This is a genomic window from Nocardioides sp., assembly GCF_035429765.1.
Taxonomy (GTDB): domain Bacteria; phylum Actinomycetota; class Actinomycetes; order Propionibacteriales; family Nocardioidaceae; genus Nocardioides.
On the sequence record NZ_DAOMFK010000077.1, the window covers coordinates 1 to 13538 of the forward strand.

Annotated in this window: 13 protein-coding genes and 1 pseudogene; 9 read left to right on the forward strand and 5 right to left on the reverse strand. The window is 72.0% G+C overall.

All coding sequences use genetic code 11. From position 1 onward, the window contains the following. Positions 1-100 precede the first annotated feature (100 nt). The 3 genes from PLP61_RS08990 to PLP61_RS09000 all read right to left on the reverse strand — a co-directional run bounded on the left by PLP61_RS08990 (position 101) and on the right by PLP61_RS09000 (position 4026). On the reverse strand, positions 101-1267 hold the full coding sequence (locus tag PLP61_RS08990) for a CpaE/TadZ family protein (RefSeq protein WP_324502291.1): 1167 nt from the start codon (positions 1265-1267) through the stop codon (positions 101-103). 15 nt (positions 1268-1282) lie between these two features. Then, positions 1283-2017, reverse strand: coding sequence for a Flp pilus assembly protein CpaB (gene cpaB / locus PLP61_RS08995; protein WP_324502292.1), 735 nt, complete (start codon positions 2015-2017; stop codon positions 1283-1285). Between the two features lie 221 nt (positions 2018-2238). Further along, a complete protein-coding gene (locus PLP61_RS09000) occupies positions 2239-4026 on the reverse strand; it encodes an AMP-dependent synthetase/ligase (RefSeq protein WP_324502293.1) in 1788 nt (595 codons plus the stop codon). A 138-nt stretch (positions 4027-4164) separates the two neighbouring features. On the opposite strand from PLP61_RS09000, the gene PLP61_RS09005 reads away from it, so the two are divergent. The 7 genes from PLP61_RS09005 (at position 4165) to PLP61_RS09035 (ending at position 10569) form a co-directional block, all read left to right on the forward strand. Beyond that, positions 4165-4602, forward strand: coding sequence for an SRPBCC family protein (locus tag PLP61_RS09005; RefSeq protein ID WP_324502294.1), 438 nt, complete (start codon positions 4165-4167; stop codon positions 4600-4602). Between the two features lie 24 nt (positions 4603-4626). Next, complete coding sequence (locus tag PLP61_RS09010) at positions 4627-5796, forward strand: ArsA family ATPase (protein ID WP_324502295.1); 1170 nt, start codon at positions 4627-4629, stop codon at positions 5794-5796. Further along, positions 5793-6212: a hypothetical protein gene (locus PLP61_RS09015; protein WP_324502296.1), complete on the forward strand. Its 420-nt coding sequence runs from the start codon at positions 5793-5795 to the stop codon at positions 6210-6212. Before PLP61_RS09010 ends, PLP61_RS09015 begins: the two co-directional genes overlap by 4 nt. Then, positions 6209-7159 (forward strand): ROK family glucokinase, encoded by a 951-nt coding sequence (locus tag PLP61_RS09020; protein ID WP_324502297.1) that lies wholly within the window; start codon positions 6209-6211, stop codon positions 7157-7159. Before PLP61_RS09015 ends, PLP61_RS09020 begins: the two co-directional genes overlap by 4 nt. Positions 7160-7338: 179 nt before the next feature. Further along, a complete protein-coding gene (locus PLP61_RS09025) occupies positions 7339-7755 on the forward strand; it encodes a TadE family protein (protein ID WP_324502298.1) in 417 nt (138 codons plus the stop codon). Then, positions 7752-9476, forward strand: a complete 1725-nt coding sequence (locus PLP61_RS09030) for a pilus assembly protein TadG-related protein (RefSeq protein ID WP_324502299.1) — start codon at positions 7752-7754, stop codon at positions 9474-9476. The genes PLP61_RS09025 and PLP61_RS09030 overlap by 4 nt, the downstream gene beginning before the upstream one ends. Positions 9477-9492: 16 nt before the next feature. Continuing rightward, positions 9493-10569: an ROK family protein gene (locus PLP61_RS09035; protein ID WP_324502300.1), complete on the forward strand. Its 1077-nt coding sequence runs from the start codon at positions 9493-9495 to the stop codon at positions 10567-10569. Here PLP61_RS09035 and PLP61_RS09040 read toward each other — a convergent pair. Further along, positions 10470-10877 carry a hypothetical protein gene (locus PLP61_RS09040; RefSeq protein ID WP_324502301.1) on the reverse strand — a complete coding sequence of 136 codons (408 nt, stop codon included), beginning with the start codon at positions 10875-10877 and terminating at the stop codon, positions 10470-10472. The genes PLP61_RS09035 and PLP61_RS09040 overlap by 100 nt on opposite strands. 151 nt (positions 10878-11028) lie before the next feature. On the opposite strand from PLP61_RS09040, the gene PLP61_RS09045 reads away from it, so the two are divergent. Then, entirely contained in the window at positions 11029-11790 is a 762-nt protein-coding gene (locus PLP61_RS09045) for a lysophospholipid acyltransferase family protein (RefSeq protein WP_324502302.1), read from the forward strand. A 7-nt stretch (positions 11791-11797) separates the two neighbouring features. On the opposite strand, the gene PLP61_RS09050 is transcribed toward PLP61_RS09045, so the two are convergent. Then, positions 11798-13021, reverse strand: coding sequence for an oxygenase MpaB family protein (locus PLP61_RS09050; protein WP_324502303.1), 1224 nt, complete (start codon positions 13019-13021; stop codon positions 11798-11800). A gap of 51 nt (positions 13022-13072) precedes the next feature. Between PLP61_RS09050 and PLP61_RS09055 the strand changes: the two are divergent. Next, positions 13073-13538 (forward strand): annotated as a pseudogene (locus PLP61_RS09055) (hypothetical protein); the annotation flags it as partial.

A 13538-nucleotide genomic window follows, 5' to 3' on the forward strand; every position in this document is an offset into this window, starting at 1 on the left:
TGGCTCCCTTGCGGTGCCGTCGCCGGCGGTGCCGGCAGGTCGGCGGGAGGGGCGTCGGCCTGGGCGGCGGCTGCGGCCGCGAGGCGATCACGGAGAGAGCTCATCGGCGTTTCCTGCGTCGTCGGGAGTTGCTGTCGTCGGCCTCGTCGTCTGGATCAGGGTTCTCTTCGCCGGCCAGCGAGGCCGCCAGCGTGCGAAGCGTCTTGCTGGACGGGTGGTCAGGCGCCGACATCACGATCGGCCGCCCCGCGTTGGTGGCGGCGGCGATGTCGATCGAGGTGGAGATCCGGGCGGTCACCGGCATCCCGAGGATCGCCTCGACCTTCTCCGCGCTGATGCCCACGGCGTCGTCGGCCCGGTTCAGCAGCAGGAACCGGTGGTCCCGGGTGATGTCGAGCATGTCCAGGGTCTCGAGGGCGACCTTGACGTTCTTCAGGGTGGGAACGTCGAGCGTGGCCACCATCACCAGGTCATCGGTCTCGTCCAGGGCCGTCAGGGTCTGCTCGTCGAAGGCCGGCGCGGTGTCGAGGATGACGTAGTCGTACTTCTCCTTCAGGGTGCGCACCATTCGCGAGACCAGCGTGGGCGAGATCCGGTCCCTCGCGTCGGGAAGGTTGGGGGCCGCCATCACCATCAGCCCTGAGTCGTGCCGGGTCAGCAGCCCGTCGATCGACCCGTAGTCCAGGGTGTCCTCGCTGCCCACTGCGTGCTCGATGGAGTGGGACGGGAACAGCTGCATGGTGATCGCGACGTCCCCGAAGGCGAGGTCGAGGTCGACCAGGCACACCTGTCGGGCTCCGCGGTCGCCGAGGGCCAGGGCGAGGTTGACCGCCATGGTCGTCTTGCCGACCCCTCCCTTGGGGGAGAAGATCGAGATGACCTTCCCGGTGTGCGCCGCTCCGCCGGGGCCGCGCAGCGCCTGCCACAGCTGGCGGGCACGGTCTGCGGCCGCGTCGATGGCGTTCTCGTCCGCGCTGAGGACCACGTCCCGGGCGCCCGAGTGCATGGCCCGGGTGAGTACGTCGGTGTCCACCACGTCGCGGACGAGCACGACGCTGGTGGTCGGCCGGCTGAAGCGCAGTCCGTCGCAGACAGACAGCGCCTCCTCCAGCTCCACGGTGGGTCCGAGCACGACGAGGTACTCGTCGGGTCGGTTGTCCAGCCAGGGCCCGAGACGGTCCGACGACTCGACGCCGTGCGTGCCCGGTGGCAGGGCACCCAGCAGTGTGTTGATGACACCGCTGTTGGGGTCGATGACGACTGGCATGCTGGTTCTTCCTGATCAGTTGTAGAGGTTGTCGCGGCCGACACCGCGGTCGTAGCCGGTGGCGCTGTGCTCGTTGAGCAGGGCGAACGCCAGCTTGCCGTGGCTGTAGGCCCAGATGACCTTCTCCGCGTCCTTCTGCGTGACCGCGATGGTCAGCAGCGTCTTGGGGATCTCCTGCGTGGTCTGTCCGGTGTCGGTCGTGGTGGTGGTCTTGGTCACCGCCGAGGTCGAGCCCACGCCCAGGACCAGCACCCGCTTGAGCAGCATCACCACGCGGTGGGTGTCCTCGATGTCGCCCTCGGACTGGATGTGGTAGATCGAGACCTCCGACCCGGGGTTCACGAACCCGGCGACCCGGGAGGGGTCGCTCAGGTCGACCGAGATCGCCTGCATGCCCTTGGGGATGGCCAGGACCGCGGACTCGGGCTCGCCCCCGAACTTGGCGGCGATGATCTGCTCACCGGGGTAGATCATCGTGACCGCCACCTGTCCGGTGAGGGTCTGGGTGCTGGTCAGCGCACCGTCGATGATCTCGCGCTGCGGGACGGCGGCCAGCTTCAGCTTGCCGGCCGCCTGTGCGGACTCGATGGTCTCGCCGGGCTCAATGGTCTGGACCGCCGTCAGTACGTCGGCCGTGTCGAACTGCTCGATCGCCCGGCTGTCGGCGTTGCGCACGTACACGAAGACCAGCGCGGTGCCGATGACGGCGACCAACGTGGCCAGGAGAAGCAGAACAGAACGTCGGTTCATGGTGCGCTGGCACCTTTCGGTGGCGGGGGATGGCGCGTGCTGTCCCCGTGTACTGGTCCTGGTGAGCGGTGGTGCGGCCGGCCGCGTCCGTCTGTGGCCCGGAGCCTGTAGCGGCCTTCCGGCGGCGACTTTAATGGTCTAGTCAGAGACCTGTCCTGAAAACGGAAGAACCCGCCAAACCCCCACAAATACGGGGGATTCGGCGTTCAGCGTGTCGTCGTTCAGGGTAGGTACAGCGCAGCGACGTCGTCCTTGAACTCGCGCATCACCACGTTGCGCTTGAGCTTCAGGCTGGGTGTCAGCTGGCCGCTCTCCTCGGTCCAGTCCACCGGCAGGATCGCGAACTTCCGGATGGACTCGGCCTTGGAGACCGCCTTGTTCGCCTCCGCCACCGCGAGGGCGACGACGGAGTTGAGATCCGGGTCGTCCACGAGGTCGGCGAGCGGACCGGCCTTGCCGTGCTGCTCGGCCCACGGCCCGAACACCTCCGGGTCGATGGTGACCAGGGCGCCGATGAACGGGCGACCGTCTCCGACCACCATGCACTGCGAGATCAGGGCGTGGGCCCGGAGCCGGTCCTCGAGAACGGCGGGAGCGACGTTCTTGCCACCGGCGGTGACGATGATCTCCTTCTTCCGCCCCGTGATCCGGACGAAGCCCTCGTCGTCGATCTCGCCGATGTCGCCGGTGTGGAACCACCCGTCGGGCTCGAGCGCCTCCGCGGTGGCCTCCTCGTTGTTCCAGTAGCCGGCGAACACCTGCCCGCCCCGGAACAGCAGCTCCCCGTCGTCGGCGACCCGGACGGCGGTCCCGGCGATCGGCCGGCCGACCGAGCCGATCCGCACGGCGTCGGGACGGTTCGCGGCGAGCGCCGCGGTGGTCTCGGTCAGCCCGTACCCCTCGAGCACGGTGAGGCCGACACCTCGGTAGAAGTGCCCCAGCCGGTCGCCCAGCGGGGCACCACCGGAGATGGCGTACACGCAGCGCCCGCCCACCGCGTCGAGGAGCTTGCGGTACACGAGTCGGCGGAACACCGCGTGCTGCGCGCGGACCGCGAGCGAGGGCCTGCCCCGGTCCAGTCCGCGTGACCAGGCGATGGCCACGTGGGCGGCCCGGTCGAAGATCCGGCCCTTGCCCTCCGCCGTGGCCTTCTGGGAGGCGGTGTTGAAGATCTTCTCGAACACCCGCGGCACCCCGAGGACGAAGGTCGGCCGGAAGGCCTGCAGGTCCGTGGTGAGGTTCGGGATGTCCGCGCTGTGGCCCATCCGGATGGCCCGCTTGACGCAGCCCACCTGGATGATCCGGGCGAAGACGTGGGCGAGCGGCAGGAACAGCAGGGTCGCGGCGTCCTCGGTGAAGAGGGGCCTCTCCTCCTCGAGCACCACCTCGAGCTCGAACATGAAGTTCCCGTGGGTGAGCATGCATCCCTTGGGGCGTCCCGTGGTCCCGGAGGTGTAGATCAGCGTGGCCATGTCCGCGGGCGTCGCGCTGGTACGCCGCTGCTCGAGGAGGTCGTCCTCGACGCCGGCGCCGTGCTCGGTGAGGAGGGCGACCGCGCCCTCGTCCAAGCACCAGACCTCCCGGAGCTCGGGCAGGCCGGCCCGCACCTCGGCGATCCGGCTCAGGTGCGCGGCGCTCTCCACCACCACGGCCCGGGCGCCCGAGTCGCGCAGGATCCAGTCGATCTGGTCGGCCGAGGAGGTCTCGTAGATCGGGACGGTCACCGCGCCGGCGAACCAGATCGCGTAGTCCAGCAGGGTCCACTCGTAGCGGGTCCTGGAGATGATGGCGACCCGGTCGCCGACCTCGATCCCGGCGGCGACAAGACCCTTGGCGGCGGCGGCCACCTCGGCGAGGAACCGGCCGGCAGTGACGTCCTCCCAGCCGGTGCCGATCTTGCGGCTGAACACCACCCGGTCCGCGTCGTCACGGGCGTTGCGCACCACGTCGTCGGTGAGGTTCCCCACCGCTGGAACCTGGTAGGTCGGGGGCGCGGCGTACTCCCGCACGGTTCCTCCTCCAGCTCGTCTCCTGGTTGCAGGTTACCGCCGGACGAGCGCCCCGAAGCGTCGGGTAGGCTCGCTCTTCGCCGCCCGAACCGACCGGTGCTTCCCGCCGGTCGCGCACCACCCCGAGGGGACCACCCGATGGCTGAGCAGACGACCTCGTCGATCGTCATCGAGTCCGATCCCGCGACGATCATGGACGTCATCGCGGACTTCGACAGCTACCCGGGATGGGCCAAGGGGGTGCGCGTCGCCGACGTGCTGTCGACCTTCGACGACGGGCGCGCCGAGCGGGTGTTCTTCCACCTCGACGTCCCGCCGATCCGCGACGAGTACACCCTGCAGTACATCTGGACCGGCGACGAAGAGGTCACCTGGTGGCTCGTGGAGGGACGGGTGCTCACCCACATGGACGGCACCTACCTGCTGCGAGACCTCGGGGACGGCTCGACGGAGGTCACCTACCGGCTGGCCCTGGACCTCTCCATCCCGCTGATCGGCATGATCAAGCGCAAGGGGGAGAAGATGATCATCCACGCGGCGCTCACCGGGCTGAAGAAGCACGTCGAGTCGCTGTGACCACGCACCGACCCGGCGGCACCCGTGCGCATCCTCCTGTTCACCGGTAAGGGCGGCGTCGGCAAGTCCACCGTCGCCGCTGGCACCGCCGCCCTGGCGGCCGCCTCCGGGTACCGCACGCTGGTGCTCTCGACCGACGCCGCGCACTCGCTGTCCGACGCCTTCGGCACCGAGGTCGGGTGTGAGCCCACCGAGGTCGCGGCCCGACTCTACGTGCAGCAGGTGGACGCCCAGCTCCGCTTCCAGCAGTCGTGGGTGGACATCCAGGGCTACCTGCTGGCGGTGCTGGACGTGGCCGGGGTCGACCCGGTGGCTGCCGAGGAGCTCACGGTGATCCCCGGCGCCGAAGAGGTCCTGGCGCTGCTCGAGCTCAGGCTGCACGCGAGGTCGGGTGCCTGGGACGTGATCGTCGTGGACTGTGCCCCCACCGCCGAGACGCTTCGCCTCCTCGCCCTGCCCGAGGCGCTCGGCTGGTACATGTCCCGGATCTTCCCGGTGCAGCGGCGGGTGGTGGCCGCGCTCAAGCCGGTGATCTCGAAGGCCGCCGGGATGCCGGTGCCCGAGGGGACGGTGTTCGACGCGGTGGAACGGCTGCACCGCGAGCTGGACGAGGTGCGCGGGCTGCTCTCCGGGCCGCTCTCCTCGGTGCGACTGGTGCTCACCCCCGAGGCGGTCGTGCTCGCCGAGGCCAGGCGCTCGTACACGACCCTGTCGCTGTTCGGCTACCGGGTCGACGGGGTCGTGGCGAACCGGGTGTTCCCCAGCGAGGGAGCCGACCGCTGGCGGGCGGGGTGGGTCGATGCCCAGGACGCCGTGCTCACCCAGGTCCGCGAGTCCTTCGCGGGCCTGCCGGTCTGGCGCGCCCAGTACCGCACCGGGGAGCCGGTCGGCCTCGGTGCCCTCACCCGGCTCGCCGAGGACCTGTACGCCGGCAGCGACCCGCTCGCCGTACCGACGGGCGAGGGCCCGTTCCGGCTGTCCAGGACGGGGGCCGGCACCGTGCTGCACCTGGCGCTGCCGTTCGTGACGCACGACCAGGTCGACCTCGCCCGCGACGGCGATGAGCTCGTGGTGACCGTGGCGTCGTATCGTCGACTTCTCACCCTCCCCGCCGGGCTCGCCCGGCACCGCATCGTGGGTGCCCGTGTGGATGCGGGTGAGCTTCAGGTGAGGTTCGAGGAGAGTATGCCGTGACGGACGAGGACGAGACCCGCGAGAGCCCTGTGGACGTGGGGTCGCTGGGTGAGGAGGCGGCCCGGCTGCTCGGGGCGCTGTCCGGGTACATGCGGGAGCAGGGCTCGGGAATCGGTGAGGGAGTGGGCGCCGTCGCCGGGCAGGCGGCGGAGGGCTGGCGTGAGGTCAACGAGCACCTGGCCACCGGTGCCCCCGAGTGCACCTACTGCCCGATCTGCCGCGTCGTGCACGCCGTCCGGCAGACCTCGCCGGAGGTGCGCGCGCACCTCGCCGTCGCCTCCGCGTCGCTGCTGCAGGCTGCGGCCGGTCTGCTCGCCGCTGCTGCTGCCGACGAGCACCGGGCCGCTGCGGCGAGCGGGGCAGGGATCGAGCACATCGACCTGGACGGGGAGTGGCCCGAGGGCGGGCCCGAGTGACCGGGGGGCGCGACGACCTGGCCGTCGGCGTCGACGTCGGAGGGACCAAGATCGCCGCCGGGGTGGTGGACCGGGCCGGCGAGGTCCTGGAGGTGCTCCGGGTCGACTCGCCGGCGGCCGACGCCGGAGCGATCCGCGACGCCATCGCCGACCTGGTCACCCAGCTGCGCGCCCGGCACCGGGTCACCGCCGTCGGTGTGGGCGCGGCGGGATTCGTCGACAAGACGCGCTCGGTGGTGCTCTTCGCCCCCAACCTGGCCTGGCGGGACATGCCGCTGCGTGCCGACCTGGTGGACCGCCTGGGACTTCCGGTGGTCATCGAGAACGACGGGAACGCGGCCGCGTGGGGCGAGTTCGCCTTCGGGGCGGGGGCCGACACCGACGACCTGCTGCTGCTCACGGTCGGCACCGGCGTCGGGGGCGGCATCGTCCTGGACGGGCGCCTGCACCGGGGAGCGTTCGGGGTCGCCGCCGAGGTCGGTCACCTCCGGGTGGTGCCGGACGGCCGGCTGTGCGGCTGTGGGAACCACGGCTGCCTCGAGCAGTACGCCAGCGGGTCTGCGCTGGTGCGCTCGGCTCGCGAGGAGGCTGCGGCCGGGAACCCGCTGGCCCGTGACCTGCTGGACCGGGCGGGAGGCGACCCAGCGCGGATCACCGGTCCGGTCATCACCGAGGCGGCACAGCGGGGAGACGCGTTCGCGGTGGCGCAGCTGGCCACCGTGGGTCGCTGGCTGGGGGAGGGGCTGGCGTCCCTGGCCGTGGTGCTCGATCCTGCGGTCGCGGTGATCGGTGGCGGGGTGAGCGCGGCCGGGGACCTGCTGCTGGACCCCGTCCGGGAGGGGTTCGCCGGCCAGTGGCGGGGGACCCGTCCCGCGCTCGAGGTGCGTCGGGCGGAGCTCGGCAACCGGGCTGGGGTCATCGGCGCGGCCGACCTGGCCCGCCGCTGACTGACCGGCACAGGGGATAAGGCGAACCTCAGCGATCTCGCCGTTCCGCGGACGGGCCGGTCGCCGACGTCTAGCGTGGAGGCGTGCATCTCGGGGGACACTGGCGTGGCAGTGCCGCGCACCGGCGGCGAGCGCACGGCCTGCGATGCCGTGCCGGTGACCAGCGTGGGGCCTCGGCCGTGGAGTTCGCGCTGATCTTCGTGGTGTTCCTCACCCTGCTGTTCGGGATGCTGCAGTACTCCTTCTACTTCTGGTCGACCCAGTCGGCGGCCGACGCGGCGCGCGCGGCGGCCCGGCGCGGCGCGGTGGGCCAGACCTGCAGCGAGCTCACGGCGCTGAGCCAGAGCACCTCCCGCCTGGTCTCCTCGGACTTCACGGTGACCAGGCGCTTCTACCTGCCCAGCGACACCACGTTCACCACCCCGGTCGCGGCGGCGACCGGCAACAACGTGCGGATCGTCGTCAGCTACAAGTCCGTCGACCTGCACCTGCCGTTCGTGCCGTTCGTCCATGACGCCCGGGTCCGCAACACCGCGGTCGCCCGGGTGGAGAACTACAGCACGCTGGTCCCCGCGAACTGGAGCAGCTGCGGATGAGGGCCCGGCTCGCCGCCCGGCGGCACGATGAACGCGGTGCGTACGCCGTGCTCTTCGCCATGCTGTCGGTCCTGCTGTTCGGGATCGCGGCTCTCGCGGTCGACCTGGGCAACGTCTACGACCGCCGTGCCGAGACCCAGTCCCAGGCGGACCTGGCGGCGCTGTCCGCGGCCCCGGCGCTGGCCACCTCGCACGCCGCGGCGACCGCTCAGGTCGCCACCTACCTCAACCGCAATCTCACTGTCGGGCAGGCGGCGGTCACGGCGAGCCAGCTCACCGACGGCAACCCCGCCAACGGTGAGGTGACCTTCCCCACCACCTACTCGATGAGGGTGGTGACCCCGCAGGCCCGGGTCGCCTTCGCGCTGGCGGCACCGCTCACCGGAACCGACTCCACCGAGGTTGCCGCCACGGCCACCGTCACCGTGGGCACCCCTGGCGCGAACCGGGTGATGCCGTTCTTCGCGGTCACCGGCAGCGGCTGCGACTACGGCGCCCAGGCACTCAGCGACCCCGCCAACGGCCAGCACCAGTCAGTGGTGCCGGCGCTCGCCCCGCCCACCACCAACGTGGGCCAGACCAGCAACGCGACGCTGACCAGCCTCACGCCCTACCAGTTCGACCAGGGGGCGGTGGGAGCCGTGATCACGACGATCAACGGCAACCACCTCTCCTCGGTCAACAAGATCGGCTTCTACCGCACGCCGTCGGAGTCGCCCAACCAGTTCGAGGAGGTGATCACCACCAACTCCAACAACAACACGATCTCCTCGGTGCCCGTCCCCCCCAACGTCACCAACTACCCGGGCGTGTGGTGGCTGCGCACCTACACCTCGAGCGGCAACAAGGGCTGGTCGCCGCTGGACCAGTCGCTGCCGGTGCGAATCGGTGACGGGCCGATCCAGTGCGGGAACCTCTCCACCTCCGGCAACTTCGGTACGCTCAAGCTGCCGCGGTCCACCTCCCCCTCGACCTGGATCCCCGACAACATCGCCCGGGGACTCGAGCCACCGCTCACCCTGTCGGTCCAGCAGAACTCCGCGTCGATCCCGCTGTGCGCCCCCGGCGGCGTGGGCGTGGTCTACAGCCCGACCACCGGATCCGGCACGCGGTACGCCAACACCAACTGCGTCGACACCGACACCGGGCTGACCGCCCAGACCTCGACCCAGGGCATGATCACCGGAACCGGGACAGGCGCCGTGGGCCGGCTGCTCGTGCCCACCACCGAGTCGGTGCCCGGGCGGTCGTGCGGCGTCGGCCACACCGCCAACGAGCGGAGCATGCTCGGCTACACGCTCAACGACGACACGTTGTCGTGCTTCATGAACGACCCGTCCATGAAGCTGAGCACGATCGCGTCGGCCTCCTACACCGGCCCGGCGGTCCTCAACCCCGCGATCTACCAGTCCCCGCGCTTCTGCTACGTGCCCGTCCTCGGGGCCCAGCCCACCAGCGGCGGCAGCCTCCACTACTCGGTCGTCGACATGCGCCCCTGCTTCATCACCTCCGAGAGCAACGACTCCTCCTACAACACCCAGCAGTTCACCGACGGCACGGTGTCGAGCACCGCCAACGGCCTGACCATCCCCACCAACAAGGTGACCACGATGCGGGTCTTCTTCTTCAACAAGGCCGCGCTGCCTGCGGACGGCGGGTCCGCCCAGCCCGGGCTGATCCTGTCTCCCACCGGCCCGTTGGCACCCGTACTGGTCGACTGACCGGCACACTGGCCCCATGGAGCCATCTCCCACCGCGGACCCGGTGGTCGTCGGGGTCGACGTCGGCGGGACCAAGGTCCTGGCCGGTTCGGTCGACGAGTCCGGCCGCGTGCTCGCGACGGCGCACCGGTCCACCCCCGGCCGTCGGGTGGCACCCGCGATGGTCGAGGACGCCCTGGTCGAGGCCGTGCTGGAGGTCGCCGACGGCTCCCGGCTGGCCGCGGTGGGGCTCGCCGCCGCCGGGTTCGTCGACCGGGCCGGGGACCGGGTGATGTTCGCGCCGCACCTGCCCTGGCGCGGCGAGCCCGTCCGGGAGATCCTCCAGGACCGCTGGGGGGTGCCGGTGGTGCTGGACAACGACGCCAACTGCGCCGCCCTGGGCGAGTGGACGTACGGCGCGGCGCGCGGCGCCGGGTCGGTCCTGATGGTCACCATGGGGACCGGGATCGGCGGGGGCCTCCTGCTCGACGGCCACGTGCACCGCGGTCGCAACGGCATGGCGGGCGAGTTCGGCCACATGCAGGTGGTCCCGGACGGGCTGCCGTGCCAGTGCGGCGGGCACGGCTGCTGGGAGCAGTACTCCAGCGGAAACGCGCTGGTCCGCTACGCCCGCGACCTGATCGGTGTCGAGCCGACGGTGATGGAGGAGGCCTGCGACGGGATCCCGGACCGGCTCACCGGGCCGATGGTCACCGCAGCGGCGGAGGCCGGCGACATCCCCGCCCGGCACGCGTTCCTCCAGGTCGGGCAGTGGCTCGGGATCGGCGTCGCCAACCTGGTCGCGGCGCTGGACCCGGACTGCGTCGTCGTCGGAGGTGGGGTGTCGGCCGCGGGGGAGAAGCTTCTCGCACCGGCCCGCGCGGCGTTCGAACGCTCGCTCGTGGGTGTCGGCCACCGGTCGCTGCCGCCGTTCCACCGGGCTGCGCTGGGCCCCGAGGCCGGCCTGGTCGGCGCGGCGGTGATGGCCCGGGAGGCAGCCAGGGAGCTCGCGGATCAGAGCCGTGCGCCGTCGTCGCCGGGGTCGCGGGGCTCGTTGGGCAGCGAGACCACCAGGAAGGCGAACCCGCCCACGAACCAGGCGAGCAGCCCGTAGGTGAGCAGCGCGGGCAGCCGCACCTGCGTGACCACCGCGGCCAGCAGCAGCAGCGGCGCCCCGAACAGGCCCAGCCAGGCGACCAGGCGGGGCGGTGCCGGTCGGGGGACCGGTGGCGGCGCGGGCGGCACGAAGCCTTCCTCGGCCGGGTCCTCGCGGGACTCCGGCGTCACGGGTTCTCCGGGGGAGAGGTCGGGTGCGAGCCACGGGTCGGCCGGTGCCGGCGGCGGCTCGTCCCCGAGCTCGACGCGCTCGCCGTAGTTCTCGACGATCTCCCGCCAGCGGGCATCCTCGTCCGACTCGGTCACGGCCTCCACGGTAGGCGTCCGGGCGAAACCCGGCCACCCTGCGTCCGCCCCGCCTGCCGGGGGTGGGGAACCACGGTCCGAGGGCTTAGGGTTCCGGTGAGAGTCGTCGCCGCGGTCGGGCGCGGCGTACGTCGATGAGGAGGCCCCCGGAGTGCTCTACTGGTTCCTGAAGTGGGTGGCGCTGGGCCCCTTCCTCCGGCTCATCTTCCGTCCCGTGATCGAGGGCGCCGAGCACGTGCCCGCCGAGGGGCCGGCCATCCTTGCCAGCAACCACCTGTCCTACGCGGACTGGCTCTTCATGCCGCTCACGCTGCCGCGCCGGGTCACCTTCGTCGCCAAGGCGGAGTACTTCACCACGCCCGGGCTCAAGGGCTGGTTCCAGCGGCGCTTCTTCTCCGGGACCGGGCAGGTGCCGATCGACCGCGCGGGAGCCTCCGCCGCCGAGGGCGCCCTGTCCTCGGCCCGCCGGATCCTCGCGGAGGGCGAGCTGTTCGGGATCTACCCCGAGGGGACCCGATCGCACGACGGACGGCTCTACCGGGGCAAGACCGGCGTGGCCCGGCTCGCGCTGGAGACCATGGTGCCGGTGGTCCCCGTGGCGGTGGTCGGCACCGACGTCCTCGCGCCGCCGGGCAAGAAGTTCGGGTCGCTGACCCGGCCCGTGGTGCGCTTCGGGGCGCCGCTGGACTTCAGCCGCTACGAGGGCATGGAGAACGACCGCTACATCCTCCGGTCGATCACCGACGAGATCATGTACGAGATCATGCGGCTCTCCGGGCAGGAGTACGTCGACATGTACTCCTCGCAGGCCAAGGAGCTCGCCGCCAAGGCCCGCACCGAGGCACGCCGTGCCGAGCGTCAGGCGGCGGCCGAGCAGAAGGCGGCCGAGCAGGAGCAGAAGAAGGCCTCCTGAGGCGGCCTCACCCCGGCGGCACCCGGGCGGGATGGTCCCGGCCGCCGGCCGGGGAGGCGTCCACGAGGTCGTGCTGCACGGCGTACCGCTCGCGGAGCCGGCGGTCCTGCGCGACGCGGTAGCGCCGGCCCCGCTCGGTGCGCGCCTCCAGCAGGCCGGGGAGCCGGTCGAGGGTCGCGTTCACGGCGCCGAGCACCGGCCCGACCCGGCGGATCATCCCGGTCGCGCGGCTGCGGGGGATCGCGAGCTCGTCGGCCACGGCGTCACCGAGGAACACCCGCTCCAGTCCGTGCACCACCGTCGGCGCCAGCGGGGCGAGGCGGGCGGGCACCAGCTCCTCGATCTCCGGGACGAGGAACTCCTGGTTGATGCTGCGCACCAGGTCGCGGCAGTAGGCGTCGACCTCCGGGCGGGTCAGCAGGTAGAGGTCCTCCAGAGCCTCCTGGCCGGCCCGGTCGACCGGAAGCAGCGCCTCCTCGATCCCCAGCAGGTGGCCGGCGTAGCGCCAGAGGTGGTACTGGGCGCGGACCTCGTGGGGGAGGTACGGCGCCCCGATGGCGCGCATGCCCCGCAGCGGGATCAGGCAGAACTCGACCAGCGTGTAGGCCAGGTAGGACTGGCAGACCGGGACGCCCCACGCGGTCTCGTCCCAGTCCGGCGAGTTCCGCAGCGCCTGTCGGACCAGCGCATGGATGACCCGCACCCGGACGGTGAGCTCGAAACCGGGGGAGAACCGGGCCAGGCCCTGCCTGGCGTTGATCTCGACCAGCCAGGAGGCCACCTCGATGGTCCGCACCCCGGCGCTCTCGACGTACCGCCCGGTGAGCTGGAGCGGCCGGGAGGCCGCCGAGTTGGCGTACCCCGCGACCAGCGAGGCGGCGCCCAGGACGATGCCGGCCTGGCGGGTGTAGCGGGCGAGGTGCCGCAGGTCGTGGTCGAGGGAGTCCAGGTCGACCCACCCCGGCACCCGGTCGAGCTCGCCGAACAGCGCCGTCAGCGAGTCCGGTGCCTCCGGCACCGCCGTGATCCCCTCGCGGCACGCCTGGCGCAGCATCCGCATCGCCCGGCCGTGGCCCACCGCGGGGAAGTCCGCCACGAAGGCGTCGGCCAGCGGGTCTCCTCGCCACATGCCGGCGAGGTACCGGCGGGCCCGCTCCCCGTGCCGCCGCTGCGCCTCGTCCAGCCGGCGGAGGCTGGTGGGCGGGTCGCGGTCCGGCGCCGGTGAGGTCACGACGCCCAGCGTAGGGGCGCAGCGGGCTGGCCAGCCCTATGCTCAGGCCCCGTGGCGACTGATCCGCTGCTCGAGGTGGCAGACGAGCTCTACTTCCTGACGCCGGCGGGGTTCACCGCGGCGCGCGACTCCCGAGCGCGTGAGCTGAAGGCGGCCGAACCGACCCTGGCGGCGCAGGTGAAGGCGTTTCGGAAGCCGTCGGTCGCGGCCTGGGTCGTCAACCTGCTGGTGCGGCGGGAGACCGCGCAGGTCGAGGAGATGCTGGCCGTCGGGGCTGCGCTGAGGGAGGCCCAGGCGGCGCTGGACGGCGAGGAGCTGAGGGCGCTCACCCGGCAGCGTCGTCAGCTCACGGCGGCGGTGACGGCCAGGGCGCGTGCCCTCGCGGCCGGGGCCGGGCACCGGGTCACCGAGCCGGTGGCCGCGCAGGTCGAGGCCACGCTGACGGCCGCGATGCTCGACCCGGGTGCGGCCAGGGCAGTGCGCAGCGGGCTGCTGGTCGGCGCGCTCGCGGCGACCG